The organism is Chitinophaga sp. GbtcB8, from assembly GCF_019091455.1.
GTDB lineage: Bacteria > Bacteroidota > Bacteroidia > Chitinophagales > Chitinophagaceae > Chitinophaga.
The window spans coordinates 143615-162680 of the sequence record NZ_JAGXJN010000004.1; the positions used below are offsets into that span (position 1 = coordinate 143615).

Below are 19066 nucleotides of genomic sequence, written 5' to 3' on the forward strand. Positions count from 1 at the left end.
ACAAGGGGGGAGCCTACAGGGTTATTTTCTGGTCCCGGTAAAACTCCAGCAATTTCATTCTGAATATATAATCATATTGCGCAGACACCTTATTTATCTGGGCCTGGAACAAATTATTTTGGGTCGTAATATAATCGATCGTGTTCATTAATCCCAAATTAAAGCGTTTTGTAGCAAAATCAAAGGCTTTTTGGGACGCATCTACTCCCCGGCTGGCGGCATAGAACTTTTGAATGGCAGCTACGGCGTTGGCATGCGCGGTATAAATATCCTGTCTTAACTGCTGGTTATCCTTATCGCGGGTCAACTCCTGGTTATACAGGTTCAGCTTATTGCGTTTATACTGGGCGCGTGCCTGCCATGCATTAAAGATGGGAATGCTCAGGTTCAGGCCTACTGCCTGCTGAAAGTTATTGCTGATCTGTGTGCCGAAGGAGGTTTTACCTCCTACCTGCTGAGAGGGCACTGTATAAGGCCGGCCAATAACATCATACTTGGTACCGCCCACACTTACGGAACCCAGGGTATCCTGGAAGGGGCCTAATACCACGTTCCTGATATCATTTACATTATTAGCGTAGTTAGTACCAATACCGGCTGTTAAAGAAAGGGTAGGGAACATAGCGCCTTTAGATGCTGCTACCGATCTTTCCCAGGATTTAATCTGCAAAGAATCGGCCCGTATCAGCGGGTTGGTGCTCATAGCAGCACTGTATACCATTTCCGGATCCACCTCATTCAGGCTGGGCAAGGGTATATTGGAAATATCTGTTGGTATTTCCGGCTGAAAGGGAATATCAAAAGCCAGGTTCAGCAGCGCCTTCATTTGCAGGGTAGATAATATTACATTGTTCTGCGCAGTAATAAGGTTGGCGCTATCCCTTGCCAGCTGGGCCAGCAGATCGGCCTGGTTACTTTCCGGTACAGAGCCGGCAGCCACCAGCTTCTCCGTATTGGACAGCTGTGCTTTGGTAAGGGTAAGCTGGGTTTCATTTACATGCACCTGCTCATTGTTCTGCAGGATCTGTAAAAAGGTGGAGGCTATATTAAAGGCCACATCGTTCTTGGCTTTTTCCAGTAAAAAGCCGTAAGCATTGGCCTGATAAATATTGGAGGCAATAGTATTACGCTTGCTGAACCAGTTGAATAAGGTAACATTCGTATTCAGGCTGGCGTTGGAAGAAAGGAATCCCTGCGTTTCATACGTGTAGGTGGTAGGGTTTACGCTACGGCCGGCGTTGTAGTTACCACTAACACTACCGCTCAGATTCGGGATCTGGGATAACTGGCTTTGCTTTAACGTAAGCTCTGCCAGGCGCTTTTGTACGTCCTGTTGTTTAATGGAGATATTATTAGCCATCGCATAATCCACACAACGTTTGAGGCTCCATTTATCCTGGGCAGCTACATGTACAGTGTTAGCAAACAATAAACATATTACCAGGATAGGTCCCGGAAACTGGTATAGTTTCATAGCGTAACAAAAATATAGTAATTGTGATGATAGCCTTTGCCATTTCTTTATAAAAGGCAAATTTTTATTAGGTATGGCTAACGGCCACACTAATTTAGTGTAAAACATAACATTTTATTTATTGTTTTTTCTGAAATGTATGTTAACGCAGGTTTTACGCGAGGGTTTTACTGGATCTTTCCATCCCGGATCTCAATGATGCGGTGCCCGAAAGCAGCATTTGTTTCAGAGTGTGTGACCTGGATGATGGTGATTTTATCCGTTTCATTCAAATGTTTAAATAACTGCATAATTACCCGGGCCTGGTCAGAGTGCAGGTTGCCGGTAGGCTCATCGGCCAGTATAACCCGGGGTTCTGCCACAATAGCCCGGGCAATGCCTACCAGCTGCTGCTGGCCGCCGGAAAGCTGGTTGGGGAACAGGTCTTTTTTGGCTACCATATTGAAACGGTCCAGCACATCGGCTACGCGGCTTTTACGTTCCGCGCCAGGCATGTTCTTATATAATAATGGAGTTTCTATATTCTCGTATACCGTCAGCTCATCTATCAGGTGATAGGCCTGGAACACAAAACCAATACTGCCCCGGTGTAATTGCGTACGTTTTTTCTCGTTCATCTTACTTACCAGCTCCCCTTCAAACAGGTAATCGCCGCTGGAAGGTTCTTCCAGCAATCCCAGTATATGCAGCAGGGTAGATTTTCCCGACCCTGAGGGGCCCATTATAGACACAAACTCTCCTTCAAAGATCGTGAGGTCTACATCCTTTAAAATTTCATTCTTACCGAATCCTACCGGGTAATGCTTGGAAATATGTCTTAATTGTATCATAGTTAAATTGTTTATTCCGTTCTGATAGACTTTACCGGGTTCATTAAAGCAGCCCTGATGGATTGTACGCTTACGGTAATAACGGCCACCAGCACTGCAATTACAGCGGCTCCTATAAAGATGCCTATATTAATATGGATGCGGTATGCATAATTTTGCAGCCATTGCTCCATCAGGTACCAGGCAATAGGGCTGGCAATGATCACGGACAGGAGCACCAGCTTCACAAAATCTTTTGACAGCAGGGTAACAATGCTGGTAACGCTTGCGCCCAGCACCTGGCGCACGCCTATTTCCCGGGTGCGCTGTGTCATTACCAGCACAGAAATAGCAAACAGCCCCATACAGGATATTACAATGGCCAGTACCGCAGCGCTGATAAATATACTGGAAAAGCGTTTTTCTTTACGATACTGCCGGTCTGTATTTTCATCCAGGAAAGAGGGGTCTGTCTGGTTACCGGGGTAGGCCTCGTTCCAGCGTTTTGTTACCAGCGCCATAGAAGCCGGCAGGTTACCCGGGGGCACCTTTACAAAAATATATTGTACCGGGGACCCTGGCGACATGAACATAGAAAGCGGCTCTATTTTTTCCTGCAGGGAGTGGAAGTTGAAATCCTTCACAATACCTATTACCTGCATAGGGTGCGCACTGTCGCTCACCGGCAGTAACGCGCCTAACGCAGCTTTTACGCCGCCCAGCTGCTGCGCCATTTTTTCATTGATCACTAAGGCCATAGAATCTGCACCGTATTGCGGTGAAAAATCGCGGCCGGCTACCAGGGTCAGGTCCAGTGTTTTTACATAATCATAATCAACCCGCAGCCAGTTACTGCTTATCACATGGCCCTTATAGTCGTAGGAAACTTTGGAGGTGGCGGACGAGCCATCGCGGCCACGGCCCAGGTTAATATCTGTGCCGCTAACGCTTAATACATTGGCCTCGCCTGCCAGCTTATTACGCATACGTTTCAGCGCCTGCCCGGGGTTTACATCATGCGGCAACGGCAGGCTGATAACCTGCTCCCTGTTAAATCCCAGCGGCTGTTTACGCAGGTAGTTCAGCTGCTGCCAGGCAATAAGGGTGCAGCAAATAAGCAGGGAAGAGATCACGAACTGTGTTACCATCAGCACATTACGCACCTTGCCTGACCTGCCGGCCTGCATACTGCCTTTTAATACCTTAATGGTGTTTATACGTGCAATAACCCAGGCGGGATAACCGCCGGCCATTAACGTAACCAGGAAAAATATCAGCGCTGCAATACCCAGCAACAGCGGTTGCTGTAACAGCCCAAATGTAAGCTTGCTATTGAATAAGGAATTATAACCCGGCAATAAAAGGTAAGCTGCCGCTAACCCTATCAGCAGCGCCAGCCCGCATACCAGCACAGCCTCGCCCCACATTTGGGTAATGAGCTGCAAGCGGAATGCACCCAGTATTTTGCGCATGCCTATTTCCCGGGAGCGGGTGAAAGCTCCGGCAATAGTAAGGTTCATGAAATTTATGCAGGCAATGAAAAGTATGAACCCACCTACCAGCAATAACAGGTAAGGATAAAATTTGCCCTGGCTTTCTGAGCCAATGCCGTTTAAATGCAGGTCTGTAAGTTTTCTGAGGTGCAGGCCTATCAGCTCCCCGTTTTCGCCGGGTGTGGCGCCATCCCTTTTCAGGTCCCGCAGCCGCTCTGCAAAATATTTGTTCACAAATGTTTTGGCACGGCGCTCAAAAGCCGCTTCAGTGGCATGGTTTGCCAGCTGCACGTACACAGAATGTGTGCTGGAGCTCCAGGCATCCTTCTGGCTTTCATAACCGCCTGCATTCTCAAAACGGCACAGGGCATCAAATTCAACACTGGAATTGTCCGGCGCATCTTTCATGACCGCGCTTACTATAAAACTTTTCCAGCTATCGCCTATACGCACTTCCAGCTGCCTGCCCACCGGTTCCTCGTTGCCAAAAATGCTTTTAGCTTTTTGGGCTGAAAGTACGATGTTATCCAGGCTGGCCAAAGGCGCCTGCGTGTTACCTTTTATAAGCGGGAAGGAGAACATGTGCAGGAAATCCACATCCACTCCTTCCAGGTCTGTTTCAAATATTTTATCATGGTAGCGCAGCATACCAGAGGTATATAACATACGCGTTGCAGCCTTTACTTCCGGGAACTCCTGTTTCATGGCCGGTGTAAGCGGCATAGGCATGTTAGCTCTTTGCTCCAGGCCTTGCGCATGGTAGGTGTTAATATACAGCATGTACAGCTGCTTGTTTGTATGGAACCGGTCATAGGAAAATTCCCGGTAGGCTGTCATTACCAGCAGTATGGCGGCAGCAAAGGCAACAGACAGGCCCAGTATATTTACAGCGGTAAGCAGCTTTGTTTTCCAAAGGTTACGCCATGCTATTTTAAGGTAGTTACGGAACATACGGTTTAGTTTCTATTCTGTTTTCAATGCTTTTACCGGGTTCATTAAAGCGGCTTTTATGGCCTGCATGCTTACCGTTAGCAGGGCAATGGCCAGCGTAACCATACCCGCCCCGGCCAGCAGCCACCAGGATATGGTGATACGGTAAGCAAAATCCTGCAGCCAGCGCTGCATAGCCCACCAGGCCAGCGGTGCGGCTATGAGTATAGCTATACCCACCAGCTTTAACAGGTCTTTTGATAACAGGGATACCAGGCTAACAATGCTGGCACCTAATACCTTGCGGATGCCTATTTCACGGGTACGCTGCTGTGCGGCCAACGCTACCAGCGCAAATATGCCGGCACAGGCTATGAGTACGCTTACAATGGTGAAAAAACGGATCAGGGTAAGCATGCCTTCAATGGTTTTATATTGTTTATTGAATACCTCATCTGCGAAACTGTAAGTAAATTCCCGGTAAGAGGGCATTTGGCTGAAAGCCTTTTTCAGCAATGCAATCACGGGTGCGGCCCGTTGGGGTTTAATGCTTATGCTCAGGTAATTCTTCCCGGACTGTATAGCGGTTTTGCCTGCAAAAAAATGGATCAGCGGCTCTACGCTGCCCGCCAGGGAACGGTAGTGATAATCATCCGTTACGCCAATTACCCGCAGGCTTTCCTTACCTCCTTTGGCGTGAATGCTTTTACCTTCAATGCTGGTCCAGCCCAGGTTCTTCATGGCTGTTTCATTGATCAGCACTGCTTCCTTATCCAGGGCCATATCCTCAGAAAAGTTCCGGCCCTGTAACATGCGTATGCCATAGGTGGGCACAAAACCATTGTCAATACCGGTTTGGCGCATACCCACCTCTTTACTGCTGTTATCATCTGCAACAAAGGTGTTGTAGTTTTCCCAGAACTGGCCGGGTACACACTGGGAGGTAGATACGCTGTTTACTGCGGCCTGCTGCTGCAGCTGCGTTATTAAATGCTCAATACCGCTGCGGGCTTGCGCAGTATCCATAAAATCAAGATCCAGCTTTACGGTCAGCACCTGTTCTTTATTAAACCGTACATCGCCCTGTTTCATGTACCGCACCTGCTGCTGCATTATCAGGCTGCCTGCAATAAAAACCACTGCTATTACAAATTGCGCTACAATAAGGCCCTGGCGTAAATATGCTTTTTGCGGGGCCGCCTGCAGCTTACCTTTTACTGCATTGGCCAGCTTTAATGCGCTGATGTATGCAGCCGGGTAACCGCCTGCCGCCAGGGTTAACAGAGCGCCGGTTAGCAGCCATATACCAATAAAGGATGGCCTGTACAACATAACAGCAGTGATCTGTAAGCCGTTCAGCTGCTCATTCAACAGGGGCAGCAGTATAAATGCCATGCTCCATGCCAGCAGCAAGGCAATACATACCATTAAACCAACTTCGGTAAAGAACTGCATTAATATAGCCCTGCGGCCGGAGCCTAATACTTTGCGCACCGCTACCTCCTGCACCCGGGTAAAAGATACTGCCATATTCAGGTTCACCAGGTTAATGGCTACCAGCAATAAAATAAACACCGCTATGCAGGTGAGGCCATATACATAAAAGTCAAAGTTCAGCGCGCCATATTTTTTTGCATATCCACTGTAAGGGTACAGGTGCATGACCCGGTCTTTTGCGCCTTCTGCAAAACGCGTGGCCACTATTTTTTTCAGCTGTGCCTCTATAGCCGCTACATTAGCGCCGGGCCGCAGCAGCACATAGCTGCTGGTAAAACAGTTATACCAGTCTGCCATTGGGCTAAAATCCTTATTGTCTGTTAAGTTCTTATTCCATAACAGTATTGCGGGTTGTATAGATGCATTGGCCGGTATAGGCTGCATTACGCCGGATACAGTAAACCGGCGTTTATCCGCAAACGTTACACTTTTACCCAACGGGTTCTGGCTGCCAAATAATTCCTCCGCTACCGGGGCAGACAGCACAATGGAAGATTTATCTTTTAACGCAGTAACGGTACTGCCGTATTTAAGCGGGTAAGTGAATACATCCAGGAAACCGGTATCCACATAGGTTATGGCTTCACTAATGGTTTTATCGTTATAGCTGATCCAGGGTGCATCCCAGCTATTAACACGGGAGCCGTTCATCACCTGCGGAAAATCTTTCAGCATTACCTCCAGCAGGGGAAATACATTTTTCTCATTATCATTATCCGTTTGCAGCAGGTACAGGTTAGGCAGGTTCTTATGAAACTTATCCTTCACTACCATCTGCTGTACACACAACACCAGGAAGGCTACACACGTAAGCCCTACGGCAAGGCCCAGCACATTAATAACGGTGAATAGCTTTCGCCGCCACAGGTTACGCCAGGCTATTTTCAGGTAGTTACGGAACATCCTTTAATTTTTTTTGTTTGATAAAAAAATGTGGGGCATGTAGACACATCCCCCGGCATTTGACTTGTTATTCTACTCGTAAACATGTACTGATTGAAACCATAGTTATTTAAAGCGTTTATGCTGTTCTCAATGATCTTACCGGGTTCATTAAAGCTGCTTTCACAAATTGAAAACTAATAGTGAACAACGCAATTACTACGGCGTATAAACCGGCTACCACAAACATCTACCACTCAATGCCAGCTCATTTATTCTGTTCTTAAACTTTTTACAGGATCCATCAGCGCCGCTTTTACAGACTGGAAGCTGATGGTACATAATGCTATTATTACGGCAATGCTCCCGGAAAGTATAAATACCCACCATTGTATGGTGGTACGGTATGCAAACTCCTGCAGCCAGCTATTCATAATATACCAGCCCACCGGTATAGCTATAACAATAGCTATCAGCACCAGCTTAATAAAATCGCGGCTTAACAGCGTAACAATATCTGCTACGGATGCGCCATGTACCTTACGGATGCCTATTTCCTTGGTGCGCTGTTCTGCAGTAAATATGGCAAGGCCGGAAAGGCCCAGGCATGCTACTACAATGGCCAGCACGGCAAACCAGATGAAGATATTGCCGGTACGCCGGTCGGCCTGGTAAATAGCGTTAAAATCATCATCCATAAAAGAGTACAGGAAAGGCTGGCCGGGCACCATGGCATCCCACTGTTTTTGTACCTGCGCTACCACGGCAGGCATATTGTTACTTTTAATACGGAAGGCCATGCTGCCTCTTTCCTCATCCATCCACAACAGCAAAGGCGTTATGGCCTGGTGCATAGAGTTATAATTAAAATCTTTTACCACGCCTATAATGTGAAAGGTGGTCCTGCTGGCTACATTGGCGCCTTGGGGAAGATACAGCTCCTGGTTCAGCGGGTTATTAAAACCCAGCAAACGGGCCGCTGTTTCATTTACAATAATACCGGTGGAATCTGATGCAAAACTTTCCGGCGCAAAATTGCGGCCGTCCGCCATTTGCATGCGCAGGGTAGGAATATAATGCTCATCCACGGACCAGGTTTCTGCCGTTACCACACTGGCAGGGTCCAGGTTACGGTCTTTAAAAAAGCCGGGGCTGTTACGGTACTGCCCTGTAGGCAAAAAGCCCGTCATGGTACCATTTTCCACACCCGCTATCTTTAATACGGCTTCCCTAAAAGCCTTTACCTGCTTGTACAGCGGGTAGGTGTTCTGCAAAACCAGCACCTGGTGGCGGTTATAGCCTATTTGCCGGTTTTGTATATAATGCAGCTGGTTATAAATAACAATGGTGCCTACAATAAGTACAGAAGATATTACAAACTGGAACACTACCAGTGTGCTGCGAATGTTTTTGGTATTAGCGCCGGAAGTAAGCCTGCCCTTAAGTGCCTGCAAAGGCTTAAAACCGGAAAGAAAAAATGCGGGATAAGCACCGGCCAGCATGCCCACTACCAGTAGCAGTAACAGGAAGTAAGCAATTATGCGGGGGCTATATAAGAGGTGTATGCTCATCTGTTGCCCTGCCATCTGGCTAAAGTAGGGCAGCAGCAGTATTACGGCCAGCAATGCCAGGCCCATAGCCATGGTGCATATAAGCCAGCTTTCTGCCAGGAACTGCATTACCAGCTGCTTACGCAGGGAGCCCAGTGTTTTACGTACGCCTACCTCTTTAGCCCTGCTGGCAGAACGGGCGGTGGAGAGGTTCATGAAATTTATACAGGCAATAAGCAGTATGAAAATACCGGCAGCAGAGAAGATGTATACATACTGCACATTTCCGCCCGGTTCAATGGTACTCTGGTCTGCCTTATCCGCATGCAGGTGTATATCTGCCAGCGGCAGTATACCGTAGTGTACATAACCGCCCTGTTTCTCCAGGTCGTTCAGGCTAATGTGGAACAATTGCTGGTAACGGACGCCCATGTACTTACGCACCACATCTTTTACGCGGGCTTTCAGAAACTCTCCTGTGGTGCCGGGGCGTACCAGCAGGTAGGTGTAGTAGTTATTATTAAGCCAGTTATTACTGCGGCTGTCGGCTATTTCCGACATGCTCATAATAAAATTAAAATGGAAGTGTGAGGGGCCGGGAATGTCTTTCATTACACCCGTTACACGGTAATCAGCCGTATTGTTGATGTGCAGCATTTTTCCCACCACATCAGTGGATTGAAAATATTTCCTGGCAGCGCTTTCAGATATTACTACCGAAAAGGGATCCCTTAATGCTGTTTTGGGATCACCGGCAATAAGCGGCAGCGTAAATACCTCAAACATCGTAGAATCGGCCCAGGTGGCATTTTTTTCCTGCAGGGTTTCATGGCCTTTATTCACCATAATATCCCGTGAGGTAAGCAGGCGCACCATTTTTTCAACCTGCGGGTATTCACTTACCATGGTAGGGCCCATAGGGTCTGGTACCAGGCTGGAAATATAGCTGCTGCCATTTACGCGGATGTTGGTGCTAAGCCTGTAAATACGTTCCCAGTGCTTATTATACCGGTCATAGCTCAGCTCATTTTGCACCCATAAGAGTAACAGCAGGCCTACGGTAAGGCCTATAGTTAATCCGCCCACGTTAATGAGCGTGAAAACTTTTTGCTTCCACAAATTGCGCCAGGCTATTTTCAGGTAGTTTTTAAACATGAAACTGTTCTTTGATATTCTCTGTTACCACCTTACCATCAAACAGGTTAATAATGCGGTGTGCAAAACCTGCATCATAAGGGCTGTGTGTAACCATTACCATGGTAGTACCGGCATCATTCAGCTCCTGCAGCAGCTTCATTACTTCTTCACCATTCGTACTATCCAGGTTACCGGTGGGCTCATCCGCCAGTATCATTTTAGGTTTGGCTACTACAGCGCGGGCAATGGCCACCCTTTGCTGCTGACCACCGGACAGCTGCTGCGGAAAGTGGTTGCGGCGGTGCATAATGTTCATGCGCTCCAGCACTGCCTCCACTTTTTGCTTTCTTTCACTGGACGGCACTTTCAGGTACAGGAGGGGTAGCTCAACATTTTCAAACACCGTTAGCTCTTCGATCTGGTTAAAGCTCTGGCACACAAAACCAATAGAACCTTTACGCAGCTGCGCACGCTGGCGCTCGCTCATACGGGCTACTTCCTTATCCCAGAAAAAATATTCACCGCCACTGGGGTTATCCAGCAGGCCCAGTATGTTCAGCAAGGTGGATTTACCACAGCCGGAGGGGCCCATAATGGCTACAAACTCTCCATCCTGAATTTCCATATTAATACCGTTCAGGGCGGTAGTTTCTACTTCTTCTGTTGTAAATAACTTTTGAAGATTAACGGTTTTTATCATGTTGATTAATTTAAATATCCAATAGATTGATCCAACAATACAATAGATGGAAGGCCGGTCTTAGAACACCAATACCTCCTTATCCCCGAAGTTCTCGTAAGAGGAAGTGATCACCTGCTCACCAGGCTGCAGCCCTTCCAGCACCTCAAAGAACAGCGGGTTCTTTTGACCCAGGGATATGTTGCGTTTTACCGCACGCTTACCGCCTTTATCCAGCACATATACCCAGTTGCCGCCGGTATCAGAGAAAAAGCCGCCTACCGGCAGCAGCACTGCTTCTGATGACTTACCCAGCTCCAGGCGTATGGGGGAGGATTGCCCGCGGCGTATGCCTTCCGGGGTACCCTTTACAAAGTTCATATCCACATTAAAACGCGCGTTGATCACCTCCGGGAAAGCTTTGGTAACTTCCAGCTGATAGGTTTTACCGTTAAATTCAAAAGAGGCTTTTAAACCGGCAAATACCCGGGAAAGGTAATGCTCATCCACTTCTGCGCGCATCTTAAAACCATCCAGGTCATCTATCTGCCCGATATTTTGCCCCGCGGTAATGCTGGAGCCTACCTCCACATTCACGGACGACAGCTGCCCTTCAATAGGCGCCCGTACGATCAGGTTGTTCAGGTTGTCCTTCATCATCTGCAGATTACGCTGGGTGCGTGCAATAGTACCTTCCAGCTGTGCTATCTGCAATTTGGCATTTTCTTCCTGGTATTTCTGGCTTTCTATTTCAATTTGCCGCTGCTTTAGCAGGCCTTCATAATCCAGCTTGGTTTTAACAAACTCCTGGCGGGCTACTATCTTCTCATCCACCAGCTGTTTATTACGGTCGTAAATATCCTTGGCCTGGTCTATCTTGTAATCCAGGTCGCTGAGCGCTTTTTCCAGCGTATAGCGGTTTTGTTTCAGGCTAAGGCGGGTGTTCTGCAGCTCATTGATCAGGCGGTACATTTCTGTTTCATGGTTCATAAACTCCATTTGCATACGCTGGTTTTCCAGGCGCAAAATAGAATCGCCCCGCTTAACCATGCTGCCGCCTTCCAGGTATTTCTGGCTTACATACCCGCCTTCAATAGCATCCAGGCGAATGGTTTTTAATGGTTGTACCACGGCCGTAACGGCTATATATTGATCAAAAGTACCTTTGGTAACAGTGCTGACAGTGATCTTATCCTTTTCCACATTCAGCCGGGAACGGTGATCGGCAAATATGAGGTTATATGCCAGCAGCAGTACCACCAGACTGCCGCCGCCTATCAGAAGAATACGTTTACCTGACCAGAATTTTTTTTCTAATTTTCTATCCATGATTGACATGCCTATTTGGCTGCCCTGGAAGTTCAACCAACATGCCAAAGCTATAAAACCTTTACCAGTAAGGGATTCCGAAAAAACAGGCGGCTAAAAACGTTCTGTACCGGACAATACTTGTTCATTTCCGGACACTTTTAAAACCCGGCGAAAACCGCCGGGAAAAAGGAAATCTTTGATTAATATTGCCAGTGGCGGGCTGCCGCCATTATCCAACCCCTGGCACCGATACAGGAATATAGTTTGCAGAACTAAAAAATATGATGACGACAACACTACCCGGAAAAATTTTGATAGTTGACGATGATATGGATGTGCTGAGGGCTGCCCGCCTGTTATTAAAGCGCCATTTTGAACAGGTGGACTTTGAGCGCAACCCGCAAAAGATCCCTTACCTGGTTTCCAACTTTGATTATGATGTAATACTGCTGGACATGAACTTTACCCGCGACCTGAGCAGTGGTAAAGAAGGTTTTGAGTGGCTGGACCGTATCCTGGACCTGAAACCCCAGTCGTCCGTAGTTATGTTCACAGCTTATGGCGATGTAGAGATGGCTGTACGCGCCATTAAAGCCGGCGCCACTGATTTTGTGCTGAAACCCTGGGAAAATGAAAAGCTGCTGGCTACCATGCAGGCCGCTTTTAATAAACACCGTGCCGCCACCCAAAAAGAAAAGCCCGCAAATAATACGGACGGGGAGCTGATAACCGGCAACAGCGCTGCCATGCAGCAGGTAATGGATACCGTGAACCGGGTAGCTGCCACGGATGCTAACATACTGATACTGGGCGAGAACGGTACCGGTAAAGACATGCTGGCCCGTCACATTCACCACCTGAGCCAGCGTAATAAACAACCCTTTGTAAGTGTGGACCTGGGCGCCATTAGCGAAACGCTTTTTGAAAGCGAGCTGTTTGGTCACGTAAAAGAAGCGTTTACGGATGCCCGTGAGGACCGCAACGGCCGTTTTGAAGAAGCTGACAGGGGTACTATTTTCCTGGATGAGATAGGCAATATTTCCCTCCCCTTCCAGGCCAAGCTGCTAACGGTGCTGCAAAACCGTTCTGTTACCAAAGTAGGCTCCAACAAAACCATCCCGGTAGATGTAAGGCTGATCTGCGCCACCAACCGCCATATTCAGCAAATGGCCAGCCAGCACCTGTTCCGCCAGGATCTGTTATACCGCATTAACACCATAGAGATCCAGCTCCCTCCCCTGCGGGAGCGGTTAGAAGATATTGTGCCGCTGGCTGAACACTTTTTGCAGCTATACCGCGATAAATACAAACGTACGGTAAGCACTTTACATGAATCTTTGGTGCAGCAGCTAAAGCAGTACGAATGGCCGGGCAATATCCGCGAGCTGCAGCATGCCATTGAAAGGGCCGTTATCCTGTCACAGGGTAAAAGCCTGATGCCTAAAGACGTATTTGTGAAAAGCCCGGCTAAAGAGCAGGAGCTGGATACCGGTTATAACCTGGAAGAAATGGAACGTACCATTATTACCCAGGCTATGAAAAAGGTGAATGGCAATATTACAGAGGCCGCACGGGAGCTGGGGCTGAGCAGAGCTGCGTTGTACCGGCGGCTAGAAAAATACAATCTTTAAAATGCTGAATGCAAAACGCTTAACGCTTAACGCACAGTGCGGGCAGCATTCAGCGTTAAGCGTCAGGCACTTAGCGTTAAGCACTCCATGAGTCATTTCAGCATAAATATATTTCTCCGCATTCTGCTGCTAACAGTTACCATAACAGCAGGTGTTTGGCTATGGCGGCTGGCAGGCGTTATCCCGGGTATAGCATTGATCATACTTATCATTATCCAGATCTATGGTTTGTATTATTACCTGAACCGGGTGAACCGCAAGCTGACGCTGTTCCTGGAATCCATCCGCTATGAAGATTTTTCCATTCGTTTTAATGCGGACAATAAAATGGGTAAAAGCTTCCGGGAGCTGAACCAGCAGTTTAATGAAGTGCTGGACGCCTTTCGCCAAACCCGTGCTGAGAAAGAAGCCAACCTGAAGTATATTGATACAATTGTACAGCATATCAGCATTGGTATGCTGTCTTTTGATGCAGAAGGAAAAATAGAGCTCATCAACCCCTCTGCTTTCCGCCTGCTGAATATTTACCGCCTGCGCAATATTGCAGAACTAAAAAGCACCCACCCCGATCTGCCTGAGCTGCTGTTACAGCTACGCTCCGGCAATAAGATCCTATACCGCACCCGCCAGGAACAACAGCTATCTATACACGCTGCCACCATTCGCCTGCAAGGAAGGCTGGTAAAGCTTATCAGCCTGCAAAACATTCATACGGAGCTGCAGGAAAAGGAGCTGGAAGCCTGGCAAAACCTTACCAAGATCTTACGGCACGAGATCATGAACTCCGTTACACCCATTGTATCCCTTATTGGCACCATGCAGGAAATAGTTGAGCAGGATATTGCACCCTATACCCAGCAGCCGGAAGCCATAGCCGACCTGCAGGAAGCCCTGCAAACCGTAGAAAGCCGCAGCAAAGGCATTATGAACTTTGTGAACGCCTACCGCGATTATACTACCCTGCCCAAACCACAGTTCACTGATGTGAACCTGAAGGCGCTTATTACCTCCGTTAGTAACCTGCTGCTGCCGGAGCTGCGGCAGGCCGGCGTACATTACCAATACACCCCGGAAGCAGATGATGCCTACATACATGCAGATATTGCCCAGCTGCAAATGGTGCTCATTAACCTTATTAAGAATGCTATGGATGCGCTGGAACATACCACTGCGGCGGATATTCATGTTAAAACCTACATGAGCAATCCCCAGCAGGTATGTATTGCCATTATTGATAACGGCCCCGGTATTGATGCCGATGCGCTGAATAAGATCTTCATCCCCTTTTATACCACCAAGAAAAAAGGCAGCGGCATTGGGCTAAGCCTTTCCCAGCAGATCATACAGTCACATGGCGGGCAGCTGAAAGTAAGCAGCCGCAATGAAGAAGGCACCACCTTTTACATTGTGCTGGGAGTGGTATAGTTTTGTTATATTAGATGCTGTACTAACACCTCACTGATAACCACCACTGTATGAACTTACGCTGGCCCGTGCTCTATTTCATCCTGCTGCTGGCTGATCTTATTGCCATTATGCTGCAGGCAGATACAGTCCGATTTGTTACCAAACCCCTGCTGATGGTATTGCTGGGCGTTTATTTGCTGGCGCGTATTAACCATTTGCGGCCGGCTGTTTTCCGTAATTTCTTACTGGCTGCGCTCTTTTTTTCCTGGGCAGGAGATATTTTTTTACTGTGGCCGGCATACTTTTTACCCGGCCTGGGCTGTTTTCTGCTGGCCCACCTGGCCTACATTGGCTTTTTCCTGAAAGTACGGTATACCAACTATCCCCTGCCCCTGTGTAAGTACCTGTTCATTTTTTTATCAGAAGCAGTAGTAATAGCCTTCCTGTTCTTTATGTTCCCTTACCTGGGTAGTATGCGCGTGCCCGTTATAGTATACGCCAGTACCATTTCCTTTACCCTGTTATGTGTTATGCACGCTTTCCGCTTCGGGGAGCAGCCTATGGGCTGGTATTGCATTGCCGGCGCCCTCCTTTTCATTTGTTCCGATGCCATGATAGCCCTGCAGCGCTTTTACCACAACTTTCCGGCAGCCAGTGTACTTATCATGCTCACTTATGGCCTGGCACAATGGGCTTTGATAGAAGGCGGCACCAGGTATTTGAATTCACGCGTTAAAGCGTAAATTTGATTTGCGATTTTAGATTTTAGATTTACGATTTTTTGGAAGTATACCTTTAAATCTAAGATCGTACATCTAAAATCTAAACTCAGACTGGTTATGCAAACAGACTTCTTAGTGATTGGATCGGGTATTGCAGGACTTACCTATGCCTTAAAAGTAGCAGAGTATTATCCGGATAAAAAGATCACCATCATTACCAAAACGCGGGAGGACGAAACCAATACCAAATACGCGCAGGGCGGGGTAGCCGTGGTAAATGACCTGGAGAACGACAGCTTTGAAAAACATATAGAAGATACGCTTATTGCCGGCGATGGCCTGTGTAACCAACATGTTGTAGAGATAGTAGTGAAAGAGGGACCGGAACGGGTACACGAAATTATTGAATGGGGCGCCAACTTTGATAAAAACCCCGATGGTGAATACTCCCTGGGCCGGGAAGGCGGGCACTCTGAGTTCCGCGTTATCCATCATAAAGATGTTACCGGCAAAGAAATTGAACGGGCCCTGCTGAACGCTATTCATAAAAAACCCAACATAGAGCTGGTTACCCACTGCTTTGTGGTAGACTTAATTACCCAGCACCACCTGGGCTACCTGGTTACCAAAAGCACCCCGGATATTGAGTGTTACGGCGTATATGTATTAAACCTGCAAACCAAACAGATCGAAAAGATCCTGAGCCGGGTAACCCTCCTGGCTACCGGTGGTAACGGGCAGGTGTACCGCAGCACCACCAATCCCTCTATTGCTACCGGTGATGGTGTGGCCATGGTATACCGCGCAAAAGGCCGAATAGAGAATATGGAGTTCATACAGTTCCACCCTACTGCGCTGTATCAGCCGGGGGTTAACAACTCCTTCCTGATCACGGAAGCCGTGCGTGGCGATGGCGGCATATTGCGTAACATACACGGCGAGGAGTTCATGCACAAGTATGACCACCGCCTTGCCCTGGCCCCACGCGACATTGTAGCCCGGGCCATAGACAGTGAGATGAAGATAACCGGTACTGAATATGTGTACCTGGATTGCCGGCATATGGACCATGAGAAGTTTGTGCACCACTTCCCCAATATTTATGAAAAATGTTTGAGCATAGGTATAGACATCCGTAAGGATATGATACCCATTGCACCCTCCGCGCACTACAGCTGCGGCGGTATTAAAACCAATGAGTGGGGCCGTACCTCTATCAATAACCTGTATGCCTGCGGCGAATGCGCCAGCACCGGCTTGCACGGCGCTAACCGCCTGGCCTCCAACTCCCTGCTGGAAGCCATGGTATTTGCCCACCGCTGTTACCAGGATGCGGTGAAAAAAATAAGCTATACCGCCTTTAAAGAGGATGTGCCAAACTGGAATGCAGCCGGCACTACCGCCCCCCGTGAAATGATCCTCATTACGCAAAGCCTTAAGGAATTAAAGCAGATCATGAGCGACTACGTGGGCATTGTGCGTACCAATGAACGTTTGCAACGCGCCTCACGCCGCCTGGATATTTTGCACGAGGAAACAGAAGCGCTGTATCAGAAAACAGAGGTCTCACCCCAGCTATGCGAGCTGCGTAATCTGATCACCGTAGGCTACCTGATCGTGAAAGCGGCTGATTTCCGTAAAGAAAGCCGCGGCCTGCATTATAATACTGATTACCCGTATAAGGCAGCGCTGGTACAGAATATTGTGTTGTAACGTACCTTTGCGCCTCATGTATTACCTGTTGCTGATATTTGCTTACGCTATTTCACTGCTGCCCCTGTGGCTGCTGTATGGGGTAAGTGATGTGCTGTACCTGGTAGTGTACCACATAGCCGGTTACCGCCGCGCTGTAGTGCATGCCAACCTGGTACAGGCTTTCCCGGATAAAAGCCCAAAGGAAATAAAACAGCTTACCCGCAAATACTACCGCAATCTTACGGATATGATGGTGGAAACCATCAAGCTGCTGACCATAGGTCGAAAACAGCTGCGCCGCCGCTTTGACTGCGACCTTACCGTATTACAACAGTTGTATGAGCAGGGTAAAAGCTGCCAGCTGCACCTGGGCCATAATTTTAACTGGGAATGGGCTAACCTGTTCTGTATACAGGGCGTACGTTTCCCCTTCCTGGTGGTGTACATGCCTATTACCAATAAGGCGGTTGACCGGTTTTTCCGGCACTTCCGGGAAAGGTCCGGCAGCACACTGCTGCCGGCAAATGATATCCGCAACGCCATGGCGCCCTGGCTGCACAAACAATACCTGATAGCCCTGGTGGCGGATCAGAACCCCGGCGATCCGCGCCGCTGTTACTGGTTCCCCTTTCTCAATAAAATGACCGCTTTTTACAAAGGCCCTGAAATGAGCGCCCGCCGCAATAATATACCGGTGGTATTTGCAGATATCAGGAAAGTAAAGCGCGGTTATTACAAAGCACAGCTAAGCCTCGCGTTTGAAAACCCGCTGGAAGTACCAGAGGGTAAGATCACCGAAGCATTTGTACAGTTCCTGGAAAAAAACATCCGCGAGCAGCCAGAAGTTTGGGTATGGAGCCACAAACGCTGGAAGCATGAATGGAAAGGGGATTAAACAGCCGGTATCTTCAACTTTTGACCCGGGTGTATCATGTTTGGATCCTTGATCTGGTCTTTATTGGCTTCAAAAATATCTTTCCAGCTTACACCGGGATAATTTTTGGCAATCTTGCTCAGACTATCACCTGATTTTACTTCATACACCTGCTCACTGGAAGCGGCTCCTTCTGCAAGGCTGATGTTCATGACCACATCCGCAGAGCGCATTTCAGGATCCAGCTTTTCATATGTATCCCACAACTGGTCTTTTACCTGTGCAGAAGGTGCGGTACCGTTTATGTACAATACATTATCCTGCTCTGTTACCTGCAGGTTGCTGATACCGGCGCTGTTAGCCTGGTCTACCAGCTGTTTATATTTGTCCTGTAAGCCCATGGCTGTAAAGTTTTGATGGTTATTGCAAGGTGAGTTTGTTGTTCACTTTTTTAGGTTTGGCTTCCTGGGCAGCCTGCATAATCTTGCGCAGGTCGCTCTTTTTTGCTTTACCTTCCAGCGTTACTTCCCCATCCATAACGGAAACGGTTACACCGGAATAACCAGCTGCTTTGTAAGTGGAGTCCAATGTGTTCTTTAACACGTCGTCGGGGTTAATGCTTACGGGTGAGGGCGTGGGCACAGGCACCTGTACGGTGATATTATTCGTTACCGATTTTACGCCTTTTACATTTTTGGCGGCATCTTCCGCTGTTTGTTTGGCGGTATCATCGGTTACTTCGCCATTCAGGGTTACTACCCCATCCTTTACGGTGGCGCTAACGCCAGGGGTAGCCATCAGTTTTTCATTTACCGCCTGCTGCAGTTTGGAGTCATTGGGTTTGCAGGCAAAAAGGAAGATGCCTGCCAGCAAGCAACAGGCCATTAATAGTTTCTTCATGGTTAAGTATTTTATAGGAATTTAACGAATTAGGGGATAACCGGCAATTAATTTTTGTTTTAAGTTATTGCTAAT

14 protein-coding genes are annotated in these 19066 nt (G+C 47.9%); 5 read left to right on the forward strand and 9 right to left on the reverse strand.

Annotation, left to right across the window (positions count from 1 at the left end; translation table 11 throughout):
- Positions 1-13: 13 nt before the first annotated feature.
- The 7 genes from KVT36_RS07080 to KVT36_RS07110 all read right to left on the reverse strand — a co-directional run bounded on the left by KVT36_RS07080 (position 14) and on the right by KVT36_RS07110 (position 11780).
- Entirely contained in the window at positions 14-1474 is a 1461-nt protein-coding gene (locus KVT36_RS07080) for a TolC family protein (protein WP_217602793.1), read from the reverse strand.
- A 167-nt stretch (positions 1475-1641) separates the two neighbouring features.
- A complete protein-coding gene (locus KVT36_RS07085; protein WP_217602794.1) occupies positions 1642-2304 on the reverse strand; it encodes an ABC transporter ATP-binding protein in 663 nt (220 codons plus the stop codon).
- An 11-nt stretch (positions 2305-2315) separates the two neighbouring features.
- Entirely contained in the window at positions 2316-4727 is a 2412-nt protein-coding gene (locus KVT36_RS07090) for an ABC transporter permease (RefSeq protein WP_217602795.1), read from the reverse strand.
- A 12-nt stretch (positions 4728-4739) separates the two neighbouring features.
- Positions 4740-7106, reverse strand: coding sequence for an ABC transporter permease (locus KVT36_RS07095; RefSeq protein ID WP_217602796.1), 2367 nt, complete (start codon positions 7104-7106; stop codon positions 4740-4742).
- 251 nt (positions 7107-7357) lie between these two features.
- Entirely contained in the window at positions 7358-9790 is a 2433-nt protein-coding gene (locus tag KVT36_RS07100; protein ID WP_217602797.1) for an ABC transporter permease, read from the reverse strand.
- Positions 9783-10472, reverse strand: coding sequence for an ABC transporter ATP-binding protein (locus KVT36_RS07105; protein ID WP_217602798.1), 690 nt, complete (start codon positions 10470-10472; stop codon positions 9783-9785). Before KVT36_RS07105 ends, KVT36_RS07100 begins: the two co-directional genes overlap by 8 nt.
- A 60-nt stretch (positions 10473-10532) precedes the next feature.
- Complete coding sequence (locus tag KVT36_RS07110; RefSeq protein WP_217602799.1) at positions 10533-11780, reverse strand: efflux RND transporter periplasmic adaptor subunit; 1248 nt, start codon at positions 11778-11780, stop codon at positions 10533-10535.
- A gap of 293 nt (positions 11781-12073) precedes the next feature.
- Here KVT36_RS07110 and KVT36_RS07115 point away from each other — a divergent pair, with 293 nt between their 5' ends.
- From KVT36_RS07115 to KVT36_RS07135, 5 genes are all read left to right on the forward strand, one after another.
- On the forward strand, positions 12074-13393 hold the full coding sequence (locus KVT36_RS07115; protein ID WP_254639880.1) for a sigma-54 dependent transcriptional regulator: 1320 nt from the start codon (positions 12074-12076) through the stop codon (positions 13391-13393).
- A gap of 87 nt (positions 13394-13480) precedes the next feature.
- A complete protein-coding gene (locus tag KVT36_RS07120; protein ID WP_217602800.1) occupies positions 13481-14818 on the forward strand; it encodes a PAS domain-containing sensor histidine kinase in 1338 nt (445 codons plus the stop codon).
- A gap of 50 nt (positions 14819-14868) precedes the next feature.
- Positions 14869-15543, forward strand: a complete 675-nt coding sequence (locus tag KVT36_RS07125; protein ID WP_217602801.1) for a lysoplasmalogenase — start codon at positions 14869-14871, stop codon at positions 15541-15543.
- Positions 15544-15639: 96 nt separating this feature from the next.
- Positions 15640-17235, forward strand: a complete 1596-nt coding sequence (nadB, locus tag KVT36_RS07130) for an L-aspartate oxidase (RefSeq protein WP_217602802.1) — start codon at positions 15640-15642, stop codon at positions 17233-17235.
- 16 nt (positions 17236-17251) lie between these two features.
- Positions 17252-18112, forward strand: a complete 861-nt coding sequence (locus KVT36_RS07135) for a lysophospholipid acyltransferase family protein (protein ID WP_217602803.1) — start codon at positions 17252-17254, stop codon at positions 18110-18112.
- On the opposite strand, the gene KVT36_RS07140 is transcribed toward KVT36_RS07135, so the two are convergent.
- Positions 18109-18492 (reverse strand): LysM peptidoglycan-binding domain-containing protein, encoded by a 384-nt coding sequence (locus tag KVT36_RS07140; protein ID WP_217602804.1) that lies wholly within the window; start codon positions 18490-18492, stop codon positions 18109-18111. The two genes, KVT36_RS07135 and KVT36_RS07140, sit on opposite strands and share 4 nt — an antisense overlap.
- A gap of 19 nt (positions 18493-18511) precedes the next feature.
- Positions 18512-18991 carry a BON domain-containing protein gene (locus KVT36_RS07145; RefSeq protein ID WP_217602805.1) on the reverse strand — a complete coding sequence of 160 codons (480 nt, stop codon included), beginning with the start codon at positions 18989-18991 and terminating at the stop codon, positions 18512-18514.
- Between the last annotated feature and the right edge of the window lie 75 nt (positions 18992-19066).

What these genes read in the sequence shown, in the direction of transcription:
- KVT36_RS07080 (WP_217602793.1), bottom strand. Translation starts at nt 1,474, where the DNA reads ATGAAACTATACCAGTTTCCGGGACCTATCCTGGTAATATGTTTATTG.
- KVT36_RS07085 (WP_217602794.1), bottom strand. Translation starts at nt 2,304, where the DNA reads ATGATACAATTAAGACATATTTCCAAGCATTACCCGGTAGGATTCGGT.
- KVT36_RS07090 (WP_217602795.1), bottom strand. Translation starts at nt 4,727, where the DNA reads ATGTTCCGTAACTACCTTAAAATAGCATGGCGTAACCTTTGGAAAACA.
- KVT36_RS07095 (WP_217602796.1), bottom strand. Translation starts at nt 7,106, where the DNA reads ATGTTCCGTAACTACCTGAAAATAGCCTGGCGTAACCTGTGGCGGCGA.
- KVT36_RS07100 (WP_217602797.1), bottom strand. Translation starts at nt 9,790, where the DNA reads ATGTTTAAAAACTACCTGAAAATAGCCTGGCGCAATTTGTGGAAGCAA.
- KVT36_RS07105 (WP_217602798.1), bottom strand. Translation starts at nt 10,472, where the DNA reads ATGATAAAAACCGTTAATCTTCAAAAGTTATTTACAACAGAAGAAGTA.
- KVT36_RS07110 (WP_217602799.1), bottom strand. Translation starts at nt 11,780, where the DNA reads ATGGATAGAAAATTAGAAAAAAAATTCTGGTCAGGTAAACGTATTCTT.
- KVT36_RS07120 (WP_217602800.1), top strand. Translation starts at nt 13,481, where the DNA reads ATGAGTCATTTCAGCATAAATATATTTCTCCGCATTCTGCTGCTAACA.
- KVT36_RS07125 (WP_217602801.1), top strand. Translation starts at nt 14,869, where the DNA reads ATGAACTTACGCTGGCCCGTGCTCTATTTCATCCTGCTGCTGGCTGAT.
- nadB (WP_217602802.1), top strand. Translation starts at nt 15,640, where the DNA reads ATGCAAACAGACTTCTTAGTGATTGGATCGGGTATTGCAGGACTTACC.
- KVT36_RS07135 (WP_217602803.1), top strand. Translation starts at nt 17,252, where the DNA reads ATGTATTACCTGTTGCTGATATTTGCTTACGCTATTTCACTGCTGCCC.
- KVT36_RS07140 (WP_217602804.1), bottom strand. Translation starts at nt 18,492, where the DNA reads ATGGGCTTACAGGACAAATATAAACAGCTGGTAGACCAGGCTAACAGC.
- KVT36_RS07145 (WP_217602805.1), bottom strand. Translation starts at nt 18,991, where the DNA reads ATGAAGAAACTATTAATGGCCTGTTGCTTGCTGGCAGGCATCTTCCTT.